This window comes from Luteibacter sp. GL_149, from assembly GCF_057834065.1.
The window spans coordinates 3,045,050-3,064,522 of the sequence record NZ_CM174395.1; the positions used below are offsets into that span (position 1 = coordinate 3,045,050).

A 19,473-nucleotide genomic window follows, 5' to 3' on the forward strand; every position below is an offset into this window, starting at 1 on the left:
CCGTGCCGTAGTTACTTATTGAGAGAATTGTTCATACCAGATCATCGTCGACCACGCGAAATACGAAGCGGCGCGCAAGGCTGGCCTGTGGTGTCAGAAGCGTCATCCCGTTCGCCACCGCACCGCCCGGCAGATGGACGGCATTGATCGCATGGTCCACCGGCTCGAAACAGAAAAATTCCCGATCGGCGGGCGTGTAAAGCACGAATGCATCGACATCCGCCTCCACGTGCAGGCGAAGCGCCACCCGTGGCCACGAAATGACGGCACTCCCTGTCCACGGCCGGAAACAATGGTTCAGCCCTTCCGCAGGTAATGCCCGGTTGCGATTGAAATCCCAGGCGGTCGGCACATCGACGAGAGCCACCGGCAGCGGCGAATGTCCATCATTGATCCAGACCTGCGATGCCGGCGCGAGCAAATCCACGGTGCCATGCCGCGGAAAGAAGGGATGCAGGCCAAGGCCGAAGGGCATGGCGGATGAACCGGTATTCGTCACCCGCAGATCGACATGCAAGGCATCGTCGCGTAGCGCGTAATGCATGCTCGCCCGATACGAATAGGCGTCCGGTGTCGTTTCCGTCAGTTCCAGGACAACTTCATGCTCGCTGTGACGCACCGGTTGCCACACGCGCTGCCAGCCACTGCCGTGAATGGGCAGCGGCTCGTCGTCGCGGTTGGGCGACAACGAAACGCGACGGCCGTCCACGTCGAACCCGCCGCCCGAAATACGATTGCTCCATGGCAGCAGCGGATAGCAGGCCAGCTGGTTGGGATCCAGCTGGCCATCCGGTGCCGCAAGCAACGGATCGTACGGAAGCATCAGGGGAATCGGCTCTGCTCGTCCGCACCAGTCGAAGCCGGCGAGACTGCCGCCGGCTTCGGGCAGTACCCGCACGCTTAGTCTTGCGTTTTTCAGATGTAGCAAGAGCGGCTATCTCCGACCGTCGCCCGGCTCACCACGATCCACGAATGCCCATGAAGAGCGTCCGCCCATTGGCTTCGGCATAGCTCTCGCGGTCCAGATAGACCTGGTACTGCGAGATGGTTTCGTTCGTGAGATTGGTTTCGTCCAGGAAGATAGAAACATGATCGTTGATCTTGTAGTTGGCACTGAAATCCAGCTGCCCGTACGACTTCACCGTGGTCGGCTGGCCTTGTCCGCCAGCGATGGATGCCAGGTACTTGTCGCGCCAGTTATACGCAAGGCGCAGTTCCAGCGGCCCCTTCTGGTAGTAGATCGTGCCATTGGCCGAATCGCCGATACCCGGCACCGCGAACTTGCCCGAGGTGGAGATGATGTTGGGGCTGATCGACGCGTCGCTGGTGACATAGGTGTAGTTGGTGGTCACACCCAGGCCATCGAACGGCGACGGCAGTTGCTTGAACTGATAGTTGAAGGTGAACTCCGCACCCTTGATCACGGCACTGTTCAGATTGACCGGCTCGGTCAGCTGGAACGGAAATCCGAGGATCGAGGTCGAACGCGTAATCAGCGTGCTGAAGTTGCTGACCTTCTTGTAGAACGCATCGAGCGCGATGTAGCTGGTATCGCTGAAATACCATTCCAGGCCGGTATCCAGATTCTTCGACGTATACGGATTCAGCCCCGTATTGCCCTGCTCGACCGTCTGGTTCTGCGGACGGAAGTTATAGGACACCGCAGCCGAGAGATTGCCAAGGTCCGGGCGGGTCAACGTCTTCGATGCGGCAAGGCGGAAGATCAGGTCATCGCGCAAACTCAGCTTGAAAGCGGCCGACGGCAGCCAGTTGAAGTAACTACCCTTGCGGGAAATCGGCTGCAACGGACCGTAGGTCGGGATCGCATTGGTGGGATCGTTGGGATTGACGGCAATCCCGACGATCGGCGCCGAATACGCCGACGAGGTGGTGCTCGTCTTCGTATAGCGCGCGCCCAGATTCAGGTTCCAGGGCATGTTCGCCCAGTCGCCCTGAAGGTTGGCCATGGCGTAAGCCGACTCGATACGCTCGCGGATCCGGCTATACGTATTGGGATCGGGCCGTGCGCCGAAGCCGCCGTTCGCATCGAGGATGGCCTTGAACGCTTCGGGATTCGGTAACTGGTTGTATGCGGCAGGTGTCGCCAGATAGGCAAACAGCTTGTTGACGTCGTACGCCACCCACTGCTGCGGGAAGCCCGGCGACACGCCATTTACCAGGCTGCCGGCGTTGTAGATATGCGCATCGACGGCGCTGGCCGGCACGGGGACGACATAACCGCAGTACTCGGAACAGCCGAAGCTGCCCGGCTGGCTGTAAGTGACCTGGGTCTTGGACTGGTCGGAACGTTCGATGCCGAAGTCCAGCTGCGACAGCGTGCCGTCGAGGAAGGTCTTGGACAGGTGCAGACGGTTCTGCAGAATGCTGTCGCTGACGTTCGGGCTTTGCGTGCCCGTATTGGGTACGTGCGCATACAGCGTGTTGATGTCGGTCGGCGACAGGTTGCCCGTATAGCTGGGCAGATTGTTCGCGCCGTTGTTCGTCCACGACGGGTTCACCCCGATATTGCGCGTGCCCAGCACCACGAAATAGCCGTTCGCGGACTGCTTGTTCCACGCCTTGGACACGGCCGTGTCCCAGTCGATCTGGGTCGAGTCGTTTATCTTGTAGGAAATATTGGCGCCGAACTGCTCGTTCATCGCATCGCGCGGATTGGACTGTTCGGCATAGTCGTTAGACATACCGCCGCTGCCGTTCTCCGTAAAATGCTGCGCCGTGCCGTTGGCATTGGGCGTGATCGACTGGATAACGCCGGTATTGGTGAACAAGCCGAAAGCGTTGTACTTGGAGTCGATCTTGTATTCCGACACCAGTCCATCGAGCTTTACCGTCAGGTTGTCGAACGGAATCCAGTCGATCGCACCGTTGAACGATTTACGCGTCCGGGTTTCCGTGGTGACCTGACCCTGCAGCGTCTGCGGCAAAGCGATATTGGTATAGCCGGGATTGATCCGCGAGAAATCCTGGTTGGTCAGCCAGCCCAATGTATCCACCGACTGCTGGACGTGATCGCGCTTGTAATAGACGAACGAGGCCAGCCAGGCGAAGGTGTGATCCTTGTTGCTGTCGCCGATCATGCCCGAGACCTTGGGCGTGGTCTTGCTCGAAAGGCCGCCACCGATATTGTCGTTAACGCCGGCCGCGCTTCCTGTCATATGGAAGCCGTTGAAGTCCAGCGGCCGCGCCGTAAGGATATTAACGGTGCCACCGATGCCGCCCGCGTCGACATCGGCGGAGCTGGTTTTCTGCACCACCGCCTGCTGGATCACTTCCGAGGGCAGCACGTCGAAGTTGAACGCGCGATCGGACGATGCCGACGCCATCGTGCGGCCATTGAGCAGGACGTTGACGAACGTGGGACCGAAGCCGCGAACCGTAATCTGGTTCGACTCGCCGCCACTACGATTGACCGAGACGCCGGGTACGCGCTGCAGCGCGTCGGCGACGTTCTGATCGGGAAACTTGCCCGCCTCTTCGGCCGACACCGAGTCGACGATACCGTTCGAATCCTGCTTGGTGAGCTGTGAACGGTACAGCGAGCCGATCTGGCCGGTCACCGCGATCGCATTCAGGTCGGTTACCTTTTTGGCATCGGCCCTGGTCGCGGCATCCTGCTCGCCCGTGGGAGACGATGCGGATGCGGTGTCGCTCTTTGCCGGGCCAGCCGGGGCGTCCTGCGCATGTGCATTCGTGTAGCCGATGACGCAAGCTGCACTCATCACCGCCACCAAGGCGTTGCGCACGGAAAGCGCCAGTATCTTTCGCTGCATGTCGAGCCCCTGCTATTGATTGATTTTTTGAGATCCGCACCGGCTTCGCCACTGCGCATCGGCCCCAACGCGGCATAGCCGTTTGCAGTCCGACCATGAAACGTGCCTTATCGCTCGCACGCATCGCGCACCGCCGGAACTATCCGGTCAGCACAAAGTCCACCGCTTGGGAACGCCTATCTCCGCCCACCCCCATGACCTCATCCATCGTGAAGCGGAAGGCTTAGGTCGCCTTCCTCTACGCTTCAGCCGCGTGGACTGGGGTCATGCTTAAGTCTAATTGTCGTATTGTAGGATAATAGTAATTTCTGAAGGCGCGGCAAGCTGCAGCGCAACATGCGGAGCCGGGCGCGGGAAGTTGGCGGCCGGCGGCGAAGCGCCAATTAAGAGCGCCAATTAAGACAGGGTTCTTTTGCGACGACGGCAGATCGTCCGTCGTCCTGCCGGCCACCCAAACAACGTGCCAGGAACGACCCATTTCCCCTACAACCGAAGTTATATTGCCGCCTCGCCCAGACACCCCACAGGATGTCTCCGTTTGTTGCACCCGGACTTGCCAGGGCACGGTCCGGAAGAAGCTGCAAGTTGATGCTGTCGCTTTTCTTAATACCTTTTCGAAAGGTTGGAAGCTATGCGCATTGGGCTTGTGGCTAACCGGTCGCACCATAGTGGCGACCATTCGGCGCTGTTTCGCTGGCTACGCCACAGCGAAACGGGCATCCGTGAGCTCGGCCTCGAGCTTCATGCCGTAGGCGGCACCTACGATGCGGTTATCCGTGCCGGGCTGCTGTCCAATTACCCGGCAATGCGTCGCTATCCCTGCGGTCGCGACGGTGGCCTGGTAAAGCTCGTGGCCGGGATAGTCGAGCCCGACGAATCGCCTCACGCACTCGACGGCGTGATCTATCTGGTCGATCCGGTCGACTCGTCGTCGATTTATCCCGAAGCGATCGCTCTCAAACGTCAGTGCGTCGTGCATCACAAGCCATTCATTTCGACGGTGGCGTCAGCCGACGACTGGCTCGAAATGGAGCGCATCGGCGCGGGCCTGACGCCCGACCGTCATGCCGATCGCTTTCACAAGCTGTCGGAGCAAACCCTTGCACTTGTCGCCCACGATGCGAAGAAGCCGCATATGCAGTCCTTCGTTTCGGATCATTTCCAGCTGCTTTCGCGCTTCGGCCGCCGCGTAGCCACCGGCACGACCGGCAAGCTTCTGAACGAACTGGCCTGGGATAGGGGCTGGCCATCGGGCACTCCCTGGACGGACTGCTATCTGAGCGGTCCGCTGGGCGGCGACGCGCAAATTGCGAACCTGGTTTTCGAGCGCCGCTGCCATCGCGTCATCTTCTTCGAAGACCCGCACGTGGCACGTCAGCACGAATCGGACATCCAGTTACTGGACCGGGCCGTCACCGCCGTGACCGACCATACGGTGTGCATGACATCCCCCGCCCTGGCCAGACGATGGGCCGGTATCGCCCAGCATCGTGTGGAATGGCTATCGGGCCACACCGATTCTGGTAACGATACCCATCCTGCGGGCGATAAGCTCCTGACACCGTGATGCCACGAGGATTGCTCCGGCAAGATCGCAACCGGAGCAAGTACGACCGAAACCGGGTCAGTGTCCCGGACGCATTTCTCCGACGACTTTGCCTTTCTCGTCGAGCATCCGCAGCGACGGCGTACCATCCGCCGCGACCTCCATCACGATGCGTGGGTTGCCTTTCATGTCGGCCATGTTCAGCGTCACGCTACCGTCCTTGGCATTTCGACCCAGGATCATGCGGGGAGTCGGACCGCCCCGCTCGGCGAAGAACGCCTTGAACCTGGCTTCTTGCTGATCTCTCGGTAGATCCTTCATCGACTGGAAAAGATTTATTTCTTCCATGATCGAGTAATCCGGATAGTCGGTGAACTGCAGTTTCGTCGAGCTTCGATTGCCTTCCTGCTGAGCATCGAGAGCCATGCTCTGGTCCTGCTCATAGGCGTCGAACGAGAGATGGCCGCCGGAACGCTTCACGCCGTCCTTGCCCTTCTCGCCGCCGAAAGTCAGGCCGCCGTTCTCCGTACCTTCGTCGTTGAGGAAGATCATTCCCGCTTCCCGGCGACCCGCTGGATGCGGGTATTCCTTGCCTTTGACGAAAACCCCGGGGGCCTTGCCCTTGCTGGACACAATCAGGCGCAACGTACCATCGGGTTCGCGCACGTCGATCCGCTGCACATCGAGCTGTTCGAGAGTCATCGACTTCGGCGACGATACGAATCCGCTAAGCACGGTAACCGCGAATACAGCGGTCAGTACGCCGGAATAAATAACAAGGAAACGCTGACCCAGAGGTTTCATCGCTTACTCCCGTCATGGCCGCCATGGGCTGAACAGTCCGCTCAGGACTGATCGAGCGGCGTTATCAATGTCAGACCGCTACCGACCAGATACACGCCGCCATCCGGCAACGCGTCGGCAACGCCGTTCTTTTCGTCTTCCGACCCTCCGGTCGGCCCCAGCCATACGACAGCTTCCTTCGGCCCGGGCACATAGGCTTGCCACACACCGTAGTCATCCTCGATGACACCGTTCTTCCGCAGACGGAACTGGATAGGCACCCGCGCCACCCAACCGGCGTCGGCGACATGCGGGCCCTGAGTCGGCAGATTGAACGTCCACTCGCGAACGGCCTGCTTCGACACATTGGCAAACAGCTTCCGCCACGCACGCATGTCCGCGTCCGAAGCCACCGCCTGCAAATTGACCTGCTCCGCATCCGCATCGGTCACCCGGCCATCGCGTCCCACATGTATCAGCAGGTAAACGGATGCCGCCACGCCCGCCTGAATCGCCGGTCGCGGATATTCAGGCGGGCGCTGCTTCTTCTGGCTGATCGTTTCGCCGGGCACGTCGTCGCCGAAATGCGCGCCCTTAACCCGGGCGACATAGTTGCCGTCGTCCTGCCGGGATGCGACGAGACGCAGGCTCATGTTCGCGTGCGCGGGAACGGCCTTGCCGTCCGCCAGTACGGGCTTGAACCGCCATATCGCGGCACTGCGCTGGATAAGGGTCACGACCTCGGGCGATAGCCTGTCCTGTCGGTCGAGAACATATTTCGATACCGTGCCATCGGGAGCCACATCGATCGACCCCGTCACCAGCATGCTGGCCTCGATCTGCTTGCGAATGGCACCAGGCCCGGCCGCAACCGCCAGTCCCGCCAGCAACATACAAATCATCCCCGGTACGTATCGCTTCATGCGCGCCCCCGCTTTTAGTGGGAGGGAGTATGCCTTGAATGGGGTGCAGATGAGCAAGACTTAGTCCACTCCGTCCCCGTCACACGATCTTTTTTTATCAGCCTTAAAGTACGCAATATTGCGACAGATGGCCGGCTTCAATAACTGGAGAAGAGAATGGGATTTCTCGCGAAGCCTTGACCAAGAAGGATGTTCCATAGCCGTAATACACCCAGGTCGATCTAAAGCAGAAATATAAGTAGCGACCAAGGCCTCTTGCGGAAGATGATTCAAGTCACCGACTAAATCTAAAATTTTATCAATTTGATCATTATTTAGATGAGTATCTGATAAAGAATAAACCTCAGATGCCCCACTCACGACATTGTGCTTAATTTCCCATCCAGCATTATAACTACCCATTTCATCGCACTGCTCTTCCGCACAATGAGAGAGAACGCGAAGGGCTTCAATAAAATGCCAAAATGAGTTTTCGAAATCTTCTTCACCATTCATTTCATAACGAACCCTAAATAATCCATCAAATCATAGATAAATCACTAAATAAGTATCTCTGGAATTTCTGGCGGTAACATCGGCACTTCAGGCGGCAATATTTCTGTCGGTACCTCGGGCGGCTGCACTTCAGGTGGCGTCGATGGCGTTGCACTACCGGGATGCGCTTGTTCGGACGTTATGGGGTCACCGTTCAGATCATATCGTATCCAGCCTTTCTGAGCAGATCCCGTAGTTTTCCAGTATCCCGTTGAACCCGGCGGCCCACCATCGCTTTCGCTGGGAACATATTCCAATTGCGCTTTAGGTCCAGAAGCTTGCTTTGGACCATAGAACGCACCTGGTCGTTGCCCCGCTCCCGCGGGTGTCCATGGCCCTCCCGGAATGCTTCCGGGAATTTCGCTAACTTGAGGAACTTGTTCAGGTGAAGGTGGCGAAAAAGGCCCTATCGGCGGCGGCACTGGGCTTGATCCGGTCAGATCGATATAAACTGCGGGATTGTTGGCCGCGTAGTTGTATCGCCCGAAATTAAATAGATTGCCGGCTACAGGTGTCACCGGGTCAATGCTGAGAAATCCCCCTATATCGGGATCGTAGTACCGGGCCTGCATATAGATTAGCGCCGTATCCGCATCGTTTACATGCCCAGTAAAGCCAGGACCTGCCATAGGCAATCCAAGTGCTTGAATGCCATAAGGCCGAAAGTCAGTAGTTGTCCTCAGATTTCCCAACGCGTCGGTTGTCGCGAGAGGCGTTCCTTGTGGATTCGTGTAGTAGTACGTAACCGTTTCTGCTCTCGCAGGCAGCAATAATCCCAGAAAAGACGCCAGAACTAGAATGATGCCAGTTGCCCACTTTTGAGAATAACTATTCATATTACGTCCAAGGCCTCGATCGGACATGTCAACCTCCCGACTGCAACTGCGTCGTGACATACCCACTCCACGCCGAACATCCACTCGCGTTACACGCCTGCACCCGGTACTCAACCGTACCATTGGCATACGTCAGCAAGTTGTACGCATTCGTGGTGTAGTTCTGAACGACCGGTGCATACGGCGGATTGGTGTATTCGACGTTGTAACTTGTCGCGCCCGCAGAAGCGTTCCACGTGAGATGGATGGTGGGCTTTGTCCAGTTTCCCGTCGTGGTTAGCGTCAGCCCCGTTGGCGTGGGCGGGATGAGGGCTACCGTTACTGTGACTTGCCCGCTCCATGGGCCGCAGCCGCCCGCGTTGCATCCTTGCACCTGATACACGTAGCTACCGTTGCCGCGACCGCTCGTGGACCAGCTGCCTGCGCCGTTCGACTGAACCGTGGTCCATCCGCCACCGTTCGCGCTTTCAATCAGGACGTAGTACGTCGCACCTGCTACACCGTTCCAAGCGATGGTGTAGGCGCCACTCGTACTCGTGCCACCGCCGGAGATGGACGGTGCGGCCGTCGGCGGAACGGTGACGATCACAGTGCCGCTGTTGATGAATGCGCTGCATCCATTGGCGTTGCACGCCTGTACGCGATACACGGCATTCGCGGTGACGCCGACGTTGATGCTCGCCGACGTTCCGCCTGCGTGATAGACGGCGTTCCATGGACCGCCGTTGAGGCTCTGCTCCAGTTCGTACACGGTTGCGTACGTAGCGGCGGCCCAGCTGACGCCGACGATGCCGGTGCTTGTTCCGGGAACGCTGATACTGGCTGGTGCGGGTGGACTATGCGCGACGGTCGCTGCCGATGAGTTCGTTGCCGCACTGCATCCATTGGCGTTGCAGGCACTGACGCTATACACATAGCCGCCATCGGCGGGATTGCTGACCGTTGTACTGGTTCCCGTGACGTTGAACGCCGTGCCCCAGGCCCCGTTGTATTGCTGCTTGACCGAGTAGCTTGTCGCCGTTGCGCTGACTGGCCAGCTGACAGTAATGCTCGCCAGGTTGCCGGCGACAGCTGCCGTAACGGACGAGGGAGGCGCCGGAGCAGACACAGATGCTGGAACGGTATAGCTTCCCGACCCGCTCAATGTCGCGTCGCTCCCGCCGATACGCGCCAATCCGACGCCGACTACGTAAATGGACGCGTTGGGATACGCAATACGAGTCGCATCGGTCAGGTCGACGCTGAAACGGTACGTACTACCGGTGGTATGGCACTGCGCCGCGATGTCGGTTCCGCTCGCCAGATTCGCCGTATAGGTACCGAGCAGCGTGCCTGCGCCAGGCGCTCCGCCGACGTAAACGCGAACGGATAGTGAGTCCGTGAAGCCATCGGAGCATGTCCAGCCCTGAAGAGATGCCGTTGGATTCGTGGGATTCACAACGCCATCCACATGACCGATCACGGCCGACGTTACCACTTGGGTCATCGCGACCAGTTTCTTACCGAGATACAGATAGTCCGTGCCGTTGGTCGTGGAAGGATCGAATTCCCACATGAGCTGGCCCGCGCTGTTATATGCGTAGTAAGTCGCGGGCGTGCTGCCAGTCGGCTGCTTCTTCACGCGCCGTCCCGCCGCGTCGTACAGGTAGCTGTCTTTTCCCTGGATGGACGTGAGGCGATTTGCCTGATCGAAGGTCAACGGCACGCTGTCCTTGCTTACCGTGTTACCACGTGGGTCGTACTGGAAGCTATGGACGGTACTCGCACCATTGGTGATCGAGGACAGAAGGTTGTTGCCGTCGTAGTTGTACGTATTCGTTCCGCTGGTATTGGTCAGGCTACGGATATTGTTGAGCGCATCGTAGGTATAACTTTCGGTACCCCACAGATTGCTCGCGGTGGCCGAAACCAGACGATTGAGCGTGTCGTACTGGAGCGACTTGGTGCGCTGCCCACCGTTCGTCAGATCGGTGATCGAGGTGACATTGGCGTTGGCGTCGTAAGCGAAATCCTCGCTGACAGCGATCGTTGAACCGACGCCATAGGAGAAATTGGAGACCATGTTCCGGGCATTCTTCTGAGCAACGTAGCTCGCGCCACTCCCGAGAGTGAACGACTGAAGATCGCCATCGGGGAAATAACTGACATTGCCCGCATACGTGCCCACCTGGTTTGGGCGGCCCAGAGCATCGGGGTTGTAGGCCAGACATTTTCCATCCGGGTACTGCGTAGTGCTCAGCGCCTGATTCGGATCGTATCCATAGGCAAGCGTCCATTCGCGGCCGTCGACATCGAGCCGCTCCGTCGTGAGCAGACCCAGATCGTTGTGTCCGTACGTCCATGACACCAGACCCGACGTCGCGGTCGAAATATTCCCGAGCGCGTCGTAGGTGAAACTGCTGCTATCCGTCCCCGAGGGATAGACGATCGACGTTACGCGATTCATGGGGTCGTACCCGCGCGTCGTCCTGGCGGCAGTCGCTACCTGCTCCTGACCGCAACCAGCTCCCGTAATGGCCAGGCCAGACGCACTCCAGGCCAGATTGTTGGCGGCGTCATACGCCATCACTTCGCTGCCGCTTTCCGGCTCCGTCGTGCGGCACAGCCGGTAATAGCTGTCGTACACCATGGTCTTGGCGATCGCGCCGCCGGGGCCCGACTGTGCGATGGACGTCGGATTGCCGTAGATATCTCGCGCGATCTGCTGGGTAACGCCTTCCGGTGCCGTCACCTGGATGGGGTTGTCGTAAGACGGCGCGTCGAAGGCTTGATACGCGGTTGTCGTTATATATCCCTTCGGATCGGTCACCTGCTTGCGAGCGCCCGAGAGATACGACATCGAGGTAAGCAGGTCACCGAGCTCCGATGTCTGAAACGATCGGTACGGGCGAGCCAGCGCATCGTAATTCGTAGCTACACCGGCCCAGTAGTTGCCGATGCCGGGTACACCCGCCTGCGGCGTACCTACGAAGGTTTTGCTTCCGCGCCAGTCGAAATCGTTGCGTACCGTCGTCTCGTACGCGTTGTCGCCCCCCCGATAGCTGCTCGCCAGGATTGGCCGCAGCATGGCATCGAAGTATGTGACCTGGACCCTGGCGCCCTGAATGACGGTACGCCGCCAGTGAGCGCCGGTAATACCGCGTTCGGAACCAACGGCCTCGTAGTAGAAATTCCTCGCACTCCACGGACCCGCGTCTCCCGCACAGGTCAATGCATCGCCGGCTGGATACGTAATGTTCGTGACACGACCGACCGCATCGTAGACGTAGCTTGTCGTGTGACCCTGCTGATTCGTGATCGAAGCGATCTGTCCGAAGTCGTCTACGGAAATCGATTGCGACGTGCTGTCCGGATAACCGATCGATTGCGGTATGCCACGCTTGTAGTTACTTAATGTCGTGGTCTTGCTGTTTCCATCGGTAAAACTCGCCAGCTGTCCCTGCGCGTCGAACCCATAGGTCATCAGCACCTGACCGAACTTCGCATGCGACTGAAGGGTTACGTTACCCAGGTTGTAGACGTTCCGACTTTCGACTTCGCCGGTCGAGACATTGACCACCTGCTGCGGCAGACCCAGCATCCAGTGCGGCAGATCGTTCAGGTAGGACGTCGTCTCCTGGATGCTGCTGGCGGGCTGGAAGGTATTGAAACGACTGACCGTCGTCGGGGATGCGAAGGCATCGAACGCATCGACACGCGACGTATAGGTGTCGCCGTCCTGCTGGATGTCCCTGCGGGACACTGGAATCCATTCACCCAGTTGCGCCGCATTGACGACAATTTCCTGTGAAGCCCCGAGTTTCGCTGGCCATGGGCCGCCGGTCGGATTGGCGTAGGTCGTTATCTCCGACCGTACCAGGGTCGATCCCGCTGCGCCGGCGTAAAGATCGGTGCGCTGCAGAAGGCTTTCGGTCGCGTCGAAGCGATTACTGAAGGTATAACGGGTGGTGTTGCCCGCCGGATCGACCATGTCGGTGTACGACGTCGTCGAACAGCCGCTGCACTGATAGTGCCAGGACGGATTGATCGCCGAGTACGCGTAGTTCCACGTCGCCGTGACCATGCCTGCGCCCGAGAACGACTTCTGGGTGATCGACGTATTCGCGTAGACGTTCGGAAACTTGCCGATGGTATTGACGTTGTCGCAGGCCTCGGAAACATCCGAACGCGAGTGAATCATCGTCTGCGCGGTGAAGGTACCCGTGAGGCCCGAGGGATGCGTTATCGTGCCCGACCCCATTGTCGATGCCGCGGGATACGAGGTATAGGAGCACGTCCCCTGCCCACCCGTGAACTCAAGTAACGATTCCGAATTCGTGGCGGGAAGGCCACCGAGGTTGAAACTCCACGCGGACCCATCCGGCAACTGCACACCGCTCAGGCGAGGAAGCGTCGGGTCGGTCGTGTAGTTATAGGTCCAGGTACGCGGCGAACCGTTGGCTGGCTGCAACACGATGGAGCTGATGCGGAATGAGGTGTAAGTCGTAGGCGTGGAGTTCGACGGGCCGGGGTCGGCCGTGGGCGCCTGCCACTGAGCATAGTTCAACGTAACCTGTCGCCCATCGGACGCCTGAATCGATGTCAGGTTGCCGTTGCCGTCATAACCGTAGTTCACGGTATTGCCGAAGCGATCGACCGCCTTCGACACCATGAACATCAGCGTGCGTCGCTTCAGCGCAGCACCCGGGGTGTTGATGACCGCATCCGCGCTGCGGTAGGTCACCCAGTCCAGCCAATAGCGCGTGCCATCCGGGGATACCGCCAGATAACCTTCTCCGCCAACACCGTTGGCTGTCTGGGCCAGGCATCCGACCGCCCATTTATCCTTGGTGACAATGGGGAACGAAATAGCCGAGCCGTCGGCGTTCGTCATCTGCGGGGCGGCTGTATTCGACGCATCGCGCCGAAGCAATGTCTGCGAACCGCTGCCCGGCATCGCCAGCTGATAGCCATGCCACCACGAGTCGGACGAATAAGTAACGACGGAGCCCGGCACCGACACATACATCGACGGCGCCGTACTCAGCGACGAACAGCGCTGCGTCGCGTAGAAATCGTCGAGCAGGAACCATTGATAGGTGACGACACCGTTCGTCGTTACCTTCTCTGGCGCCGTCAGCGTTTCGATGTGCGGCGCATCCAGCGCCCAGTCGACGAACGCATTGGCGTGGAAGGGATGAAACGCTACTCCCGGATTGACGTCGGGAATGGAGAACGAACGAGATATCTGGATACCAGGCCCTGTGCCTGTCGCACTGATGTCGGTCTCGTTGAAACTCAGCGCACCGTTATACAGGCCGATACTTTCGCCAAACGGATTCTCGCCAAGCGGAGAAATATCCTCGCTGACGTGTATACGTTTTTTGTACTCCTGCTCCGGCGTGACCGCCGACTGAGCGACTGCATTGACCGCGGACAACACAAAAACGACGGCAAACATCGCCGCCGCCCAGACACGAGCCGACTTGCGCATGCATATCCCCTGTTCCCCTCGCTGGAGGGCAGAGGATCGTTCGCCCTGACATTGGCGCTTATCAATAGGAAAAATTCGCATGCTTGCATTCAAGCGGTGTAATGAATGCATCGCAGGAAATTGCGTGTAGGGGAACCCCTACAAATTGATGCCTGACGCAAGAAATTACGAGTCCCGATAACACGTAGCGATGTTCTGGACGGCTATTCGGAATAGAGAAAGCTGTCCGAACGCACGACCAACACATGATCGACAGCCGATGCTGTCGACCATGTGCGCATGCATCACTTCGGATAATCGAGCTTCGGATACCAGTCGCTGGTCCGCCCTTCCGGCGTGGTGTCGAGAACAGTCCAGATCGGCATCAGGTCGGGCGCGCCACGCGGGTCCTGGCCGGGGTCGGCGGATTCGAAGCCCATCTCGCCGCTCCAGAAGTGACGGATCGTACCGTCGCGGCGCGTGAACACGTTCAGTCCCGCATCGTCGCCGCCATCCTTGGAGACGGCGTGGTAATCGCGACTGAAGCGGCCGTCCGTGTCGGAATACAGTTTGAGGGCGCGCCAGCCGCGCTCCTTCTTGAAAGCGACGAGGCGTTCGATGGGCGAGCGTGCAACGACGGCCAGCGCGACGCGTTGTTCGATGTCGCGCGCCTCGCCATCCCACGCACTCAGCAGCGACGTACACATCGGACAGGGGCGCTCGCGCTGCGGGCCATACATGTAGCTGTAGACGACAAGAGTCTGTTTATCGCCGAAAAGTCCGGCGAAATCAGTCGGCCCCTCTTCGCCCTGAAAGCGATAGTCGACGGTAACCTCGCCACCGGGCGGAAGGGCGCGGCGCTGTTCGGCGACACGTTCGATGTGCCTGCGCAGTTCGATCTCCTCGCCGAGCAGCGCATTGCGCGCACGGCGGTAATCGGCGCTTTCGTTGGGAAAGGTAACCCCGTTGCGTTTCACCAGTTCGGCGACGGGGACAAGGTTCGGAACCTGCGTCATAACCAATCTCCTGTGAGTGGACGGATCAATCGCGATCGGGCGCGCCAAGCGGAAAAAACGAGCGATAGGGACGCGCTTCGTCGACGGCGCGTGCAAACGACGGACGCGCGAGCAATCGTTGCCGGTAGGCAATGACATTCGCGAACGAGCTATCGATGCGGTGCGTCCAGTCGGCATAGAACAGGAAGGGCGCGGCGCCGCAATCGGCAAGGCTGAACGTATCGCCGGCGGCCCATTCGCGGCCGGCCATGATTTTATCGAGGCAACCGTAGGCGGTGTCGAGCATTTCCCGAGCATCGGCAACGCCACGCGCATCGCGCTCCGCCTCCGGGCGAAGGCGGTCGAATACGACTTTCTGCTGCGGTGTCGAAATGTAATTGTCGAAGAAGCGATCCATTTCGCGAACACCGATCGCAGCACGGGCATCGGAGGGCAGTAACGATACCGGCCCTGGGTGATGCAGCTCCAGATACTCGATGATGATGCTTGCCTCGGTAACGGTGCGTCCGGCATCCACCAGTACGGGAAAGCGCTTCAGCGGCCAAAGCGTCGCGAATTCCTCGTATACCTGCGGATTCTCATTCGACAACACCCGCCATTCGAACGGCGTACCGTTTTCGTACAGCGCGACCAGCACCTTCTGGCAATACGAGGAAAACGGGTGTGCATAAAGCGTCAATTTCATAGGTAGCGCCTTGGCCGAAGAAGTCTCTCTACCTGACGACGAACGAGGTCCCGGGAAATCGACATCCGGATCACTCGTCGGATTCGGCGAGCCGGACGGCAAGGAAATCCAGCAATGCCCGGACCGACGGCAACAATCCGCGCCGCGATGAAAACACGGCGTGCACGACCCCGTATTTTGGCGACCACTCGGGAAGCAATTCGATCAATTCCCCGCTTTTCAGCTGATCGTTAACGATCATGCCCGGCAGCTGGGTCACGCCGATACCGCGCAACGCCGCCGTCCGAAGAGCGATGAAATCGTCGGTAACCAGACGTGGACTGTGATGAATGGAAGCGCGTGCCTTCGCCGGACCATCGAGATCCCATACGTGAATACCGTTTTCCGGGCAGGTATCGACCGTGGGAAATCGGTTGATATCCGCGGGCACCGTCGGCAGTCCCAGGCGTTCGATCAGAGCGGGACTGCCCAGTAGACGCCAGCTGCGCTCGGCGAATACCTTCAGGACCAGGTCGCTGTCCTCCAGCGGCGGCGGACGGGCGCGGATGGCCACGTCGATGCCCTCGGCGATCACGTCGACCCGGCGATTGGTGCTCTCCAGAACGATGTCGATTTTGGGAAAGTCCGCCATGAAGTCGGCGAGGATGGCTCCGACCCTGGCGTGCAATAAGGCCACCGGACAGGTCACCCGCACGATGCCCTGGGGCTCGGCCCGCCGAAGCTCGATCGCCTCGTCCGCCGCCTCGGCCTCCACCAGCATGGCGCGGCAATGCCGGTAGAACTCCTCGCCGATATCGGTCACTGAAAAATGGCGCGACGATCGTTGCAGCAGACGCACACCGAGCTGTTCTTCCAGCAACGCAATGCGCCGGCTGAGCTTGGACTTGGGAATGTGCAAAGCGCGACTGGCAGGCGCGAAGCCCCGATGCCCGACTACCTGGGCGAAGTAATACAGATCGTTGAGATCGCGCATAACAGCCCTCCATCGTCCCACTGGCAGGACGCTGTGGACGAAATATACCGACTATTGGCAACATCGTTCCACGCGTATTGTCTCCCTATCGACAGAAGCCCATGGCTTCGCCCTATCGGAGATACGTATGAAGAAGGTCCTTGGCATCTACAGTGCGCCACAAGGCCACTGGGTCGGCGACGGTTTTCCGGTCCGATCCCTGTTTAGCTACGACAGTCACGGGAAGCACATGAGCCCGTTCCTGCTGCTGGATCATGCCGGTCCGGCCACCTTCAAGCCGACGATTAAGCCCCGTGGCGTGGGACAGCATCCCCATCGCGGTTTCGAGACGGTGACTATCGTTTACGACGGCGAGGTCGAACATCGCGACTCCACCGGCGCGGGCGGCAAGATCGGCCCCGGGGACGTCCAGTGGATGACCGCCGCGTCCGGCATCCTGCATGAGGAATTCCATTCGCGGGAGTTCACCCGAACCGGCGGCACGCTGGAAATGGTGCAGCTATGGGTCAACTTGCCGGCGAAGGACAAGATGAGCGCGCCGCGGTACCAGAACCTGCTGGACAAGGACATCCCCGTGGTGAACCTGCCGGCGGACGCGGGCAAGGTGCGCGTCATCGCCGGCGACTACCGCGGCCATCGCGGTCCGGCTATGACCTTCAGTCCCGTCGACGTATGGGACATCCGCCTGAACCAAGGGCACGAAGCTCGTTTTTCCATGCCCGAAGGCCATGCACTGGCGGTGGTGGTCCTGCACGGCACGATCCAGGTCAACGGAGCGAACGTCGCACGGAATGGCCAGATGGTCATGCTCGATCGGGAAGGAACGGACCTTCTCCTCGAGGCGAATAGCGACGCCACGTTGCTGCTGCTCGGTGGCGAACCGATCGACGAACCGATCGTCGGACATGGTCCGTTCGTGATGAATACGGTCGAGGAAATCGAACAGGCCATCACGGATTTCAACAGCGGCCGTTTCGGCCAGATGTCCCGATAACCCATCCCCCAAATGCCATGGCTGGCGATCCCCTATGAGTCAGCCCCACCGTCGCCCCTGCGCAGGCAGGGGCCTTGCGCCAGGCATCCGGTTTCACGATGGGACGATTCGGCGTTTAGCGAGGAGCGTGCAGCGGTACCGTTCTTCCGGATACCTCGCCCCGGGCCCCTGCCAGTGCAGGAGCAACGGCGAGGGACGACTGCCGCTCTTCTCCCCGCTCCACCCGCTCGCGCAACAGATCGATGAAGGCGCGAACCTTTGCCGGTGGCTTCGCACCCGGATACACGGCGTGGATACCGCCGCTGGGTAAATGAAACGCGGGAAGCAAAGGAACCAATGCGCCACTGGCAAGATCGTCGGCCAGCATGTAGTCGGGCAGCACGGAAATGCCGTGTCCCGCACGAACGAATTCACGCACGGCGTGCGTGCTGTTGGAACTGGCGACGGGATTCGTCCGGACGGTGTGCTCGCCGCCCGTCGCGTCGGTGAAGGTCCAGCGGGTTGGCGACGACAGGACGGCCAGAGCGATCCAGTGATGCTTCGCGAGATCGGCTGGATGGTCGGGGTTTCCGTGACGTGCCAGATAATCCGGCGCACCGACCAGTATCTGCCGGAATCCGGCGAGTCGCGTTGCGCGCAGACTGGAATCGCGCAGCCAGCCAAGGCGGATCGCCACGTCGAAACGCTCGGCGATCAGATCGACGATGCTGTCCGCGATGACCAACTCGACGGTGACATCGGGAAAGGCCTGTGCGTAAGCGGCCAGCGCCGGCGCGACGATGGTCGGGCCATGATCTCCCGCCGCGGCGACGCGCAGCAGTCCGCGCGGTGTTTCGCGGCAGGCGTTCAGTCGCTCGATAGAGGCTTCGGCGTCGGCGAGGATACGTACGCAATCCGCATGGAAAAGTTCGCCCGCTTCCGTCAGCGACATGCGCCGTGTGCTGCGCACGACAAGGACGATACCGAGCTCTTCCTCCAGCTTCGCCAGGTGCTGGCTGACCATGGCCTTGGTCGTGCCCAGCTGATCGGCGGCCGCGGTGAACGAGCCGGCGCGGACAAGCGCGGCGAAGACGGCGAGGCGGTTGAGGTTGACGTCCAGAGCCATGGTGGGCACCTCTGTGTTCTTGTAGGAGCCCGCTTGCGGGCTCCTACAGTGTAAAGCCTTGCTTGACGATCCGTTCCTGCCAGAGGCATTTATCCGGAACGATTCAAGGCGCATCCTGACCGCCTCATCCCTATAGACACAGGTCGCACCGTTATGAAGATCGCTCTCTTTGGCGCCACCGGCCATATCGGCGCCGGCATCCTCGACGAAGCACTGAGCCGCGGCCACGACGTGGTGGCCGTCGTCCGGGATCCGTCGCGCCTCAAGGTCACCCATCCGAAGCTCCAGGTCGTGCAGGGCGATGTCTCCGACACCAACAGCTTCGCGAAAGCCATCGCGGGTAGCGATGCTTCCATCGCCAGCCTGAACGGCCCTGCCGACGCCCTCGTCAGTGCCGCCAACGACCTGCTCGCCGCGCTGCCGAAAGCCGGTATCCGCCGGTTCGTATGGGTGGGCGGTGCCGGCAGCCTGCTGACGCCCGCCGGTACCCGCGTGATCGACGCACCGGATTTCCCCGAGGCATGGAAGGGTGCCGCGAATGCACAGGTCAAGGCGCTGGAAGCCTTCCTTGCGACGTCGGCCGATATCGACTGGACCTATGTGAGCCCCGCCGGCGAGATCGGCCCGGGCCCGAAGACTGGCACCTACCGTATTGGCAACGACCATCTTCTGCTCGATGCCGATGGGCACAGCCGCATTTCGATTGCCGATTTCGCGGCCGGATTGGTCGATCGGGCCGAGAAGAACGATAAGCCTCGTCGGCGGATTACTATCGCTTACTGACGACTTCTTGCGTCTTGCTGCGCTCCGATAGCTCCGCGAGCGCTTCGCCGGT

14 protein-coding genes are annotated in these 19,473 nt (G+C 59.9%); 3 read left to right on the forward strand and 11 right to left on the reverse strand.

The genetic code is table 11. The features are described from left to right. Window positions 1–31: 31 nt before the first annotated feature. Together AC3IR3_RS13500 and AC3IR3_RS13505 are read right to left on the reverse strand one after the other, a co-directional pair. Entirely contained in the window at window positions 32–928 is an 897-nt protein-coding gene (locus AC3IR3_RS13500; protein WP_489192831.1) for an aldose 1-epimerase, read from the reverse strand. Window positions 929–956: 28 nt separating this feature from the next. Beyond that, window positions 957–3,791 (reverse strand): TonB-dependent receptor, encoded by a 2,835-nt coding sequence (locus AC3IR3_RS13505; RefSeq protein ID WP_489192833.1) that lies wholly within the window; start codon window positions 3,789–3,791, stop codon window positions 957–959. 631 nt (window positions 3,792–4,422) lie between these two features. Between AC3IR3_RS13505 and AC3IR3_RS13510 the strand changes: the two genes are divergently transcribed. After that, on the forward strand, window positions 4,423–5,358 hold the full coding sequence (locus AC3IR3_RS13510; RefSeq protein ID WP_489192835.1) for a methylglyoxal synthase: 936 nt from the start codon (window positions 4,423–4,425) through the stop codon (window positions 5,356–5,358). A gap of 57 nt (window positions 5,359–5,415) precedes the next feature. Here AC3IR3_RS13510 and AC3IR3_RS13515 read toward each other — a convergent pair whose 3' ends face one another. The 8 genes from AC3IR3_RS13515 to AC3IR3_RS13550 form a co-directional block, all read right to left on the reverse strand. Continuing rightward, a complete protein-coding gene (locus AC3IR3_RS13515; protein WP_489192836.1) occupies window positions 5,416–6,141 on the reverse strand; it encodes a hypothetical protein in 726 nt (241 codons plus the stop codon). 41 nt (window positions 6,142–6,182) lie between these two features. Then, window positions 6,183–7,043, reverse strand: a complete 861-nt coding sequence (locus AC3IR3_RS13520) for an energy transducer TonB (RefSeq protein ID WP_489192838.1) — start codon at window positions 7,041–7,043, stop codon at window positions 6,183–6,185. 60 nt (window positions 7,044–7,103) lie between these two features. Then, window positions 7,104–7,538 carry a hypothetical protein gene (locus tag AC3IR3_RS13525; RefSeq protein ID WP_489192839.1) on the reverse strand — a complete coding sequence of 145 codons (435 nt, stop codon included), beginning with the start codon at window positions 7,536–7,538 and terminating at the stop codon, window positions 7,104–7,106. A 44-nt stretch (window positions 7,539–7,582) separates the two neighbouring features. Then, complete coding sequence (locus AC3IR3_RS13530; protein ID WP_489192841.1) at window positions 7,583–8,440, reverse strand: RHS repeat domain-containing protein; 858 nt, start codon at window positions 8,438–8,440, stop codon at window positions 7,583–7,585. 1 nt (window position 8,441) lies between these two features. Beyond that, a complete protein-coding gene (locus AC3IR3_RS13535) occupies window positions 8,442–13,886 on the reverse strand; it encodes a hypothetical protein (RefSeq protein WP_489192843.1) in 5,445 nt (1,814 codons plus the stop codon). A 284-nt stretch (window positions 13,887–14,170) separates the two neighbouring features. Beyond that, the gene (locus AC3IR3_RS13540; protein ID WP_489192845.1) at window positions 14,171–14,881 is read right to left on the reverse strand and encodes a DUF899 family protein; all 711 of its coding nucleotides are present in this window, start codon (window positions 14,879–14,881) and stop codon (window positions 14,171–14,173) included. A gap of 25 nt (window positions 14,882–14,906) precedes the next feature. Beyond that, on the reverse strand, window positions 14,907–15,566 hold the full coding sequence (locus AC3IR3_RS13545; protein ID WP_489192847.1) for a glutathione S-transferase family protein: 660 nt from the start codon (window positions 15,564–15,566) through the stop codon (window positions 14,907–14,909). Window positions 15,567–15,636: 70 nt separating this feature from the next. Further along, window positions 15,637–16,539, reverse strand: coding sequence for a LysR family transcriptional regulator (locus AC3IR3_RS13550; RefSeq protein ID WP_489192849.1), 903 nt, complete (start codon window positions 16,537–16,539; stop codon window positions 15,637–15,639). A 127-nt stretch (window positions 16,540–16,666) separates the two neighbouring features. Between AC3IR3_RS13550 and AC3IR3_RS13555 the strand changes: the two genes are divergently transcribed. Next, window positions 16,667–17,533 carry a pirin family protein gene (locus AC3IR3_RS13555; protein ID WP_489192851.1) on the forward strand — a complete coding sequence of 289 codons (867 nt, stop codon included), beginning with the start codon at window positions 16,667–16,669 and terminating at the stop codon, window positions 17,531–17,533. A 115-nt stretch (window positions 17,534–17,648) separates the two neighbouring features. On the opposite strand, the gene AC3IR3_RS13560 is transcribed toward AC3IR3_RS13555, so the two are convergent. Next, window positions 17,649–18,638, reverse strand: a complete 990-nt coding sequence (locus tag AC3IR3_RS13560) for a LysR family transcriptional regulator (RefSeq protein ID WP_489192853.1) — start codon at window positions 18,636–18,638, stop codon at window positions 17,649–17,651. A gap of 153 nt (window positions 18,639–18,791) precedes the next feature. Here AC3IR3_RS13560 and AC3IR3_RS13565 point away from each other — a divergent pair, with 153 nt between their 5' ends. Beyond that, complete coding sequence (locus AC3IR3_RS13565) at window positions 18,792–19,421, forward strand: NAD(P)-dependent oxidoreductase (protein WP_489192855.1); 630 nt, start codon at window positions 18,792–18,794, stop codon at window positions 19,419–19,421. Window positions 19,422–19,473: the final 52 nt, after the last annotated feature.

Coding starts and splice junctions, on each gene's coding strand:
- AC3IR3_RS13505 (WP_489192833.1), bottom strand. CDS start 3,791: ATGCAGCGAAAGATACTGGCGCTTTCCGTGCGCAACGCCTTGGTGGCG.
- AC3IR3_RS13510 (WP_489192835.1), top strand. CDS start 4,423: ATGCGCATTGGGCTTGTGGCTAACCGGTCGCACCATAGTGGCGACCAT.
- AC3IR3_RS13515 (WP_489192836.1), bottom strand. CDS start 6,141: ATGAAACCTCTGGGTCAGCGTTTCCTTGTTATTTATTCCGGCGTACTG.
- AC3IR3_RS13520 (WP_489192838.1), bottom strand. CDS start 7,043: ATGAAGCGATACGTACCGGGGATGATTTGTATGTTGCTGGCGGGACTG.
- AC3IR3_RS13525 (WP_489192839.1), bottom strand. CDS start 7,538: ATGAATGGTGAAGAAGATTTCGAAAACTCATTTTGGCATTTTATTGAA.
- AC3IR3_RS13530 (WP_489192841.1), bottom strand. CDS start 8,440: ATGTCCGATCGAGGCCTTGGACGTAATATGAATAGTTATTCTCAAAAG.
- AC3IR3_RS13535 (WP_489192843.1), bottom strand. CDS start 13,886: ATGCGCAAGTCGGCTCGTGTCTGGGCGGCGGCGATGTTTGCCGTCGTT.
- AC3IR3_RS13540 (WP_489192845.1), bottom strand. CDS start 14,881: ATGACGCAGGTTCCGAACCTTGTCCCCGTCGCCGAACTGGTGAAACGC.
- AC3IR3_RS13545 (WP_489192847.1), bottom strand. CDS start 15,566: ATGAAATTGACGCTTTATGCACACCCGTTTTCCTCGTATTGCCAGAAG.
- AC3IR3_RS13550 (WP_489192849.1), bottom strand. CDS start 16,539: ATGCGCGATCTCAACGATCTGTATTACTTCGCCCAGGTAGTCGGGCAT.
- AC3IR3_RS13555 (WP_489192851.1), top strand. CDS start 16,667: ATGAAGAAGGTCCTTGGCATCTACAGTGCGCCACAAGGCCACTGGGTC.
- AC3IR3_RS13560 (WP_489192853.1), bottom strand. CDS start 18,638: ATGGCTCTGGACGTCAACCTCAACCGCCTCGCCGTCTTCGCCGCGCTT.
- AC3IR3_RS13565 (WP_489192855.1), top strand. CDS start 18,792: ATGAAGATCGCTCTCTTTGGCGCCACCGGCCATATCGGCGCCGGCATC.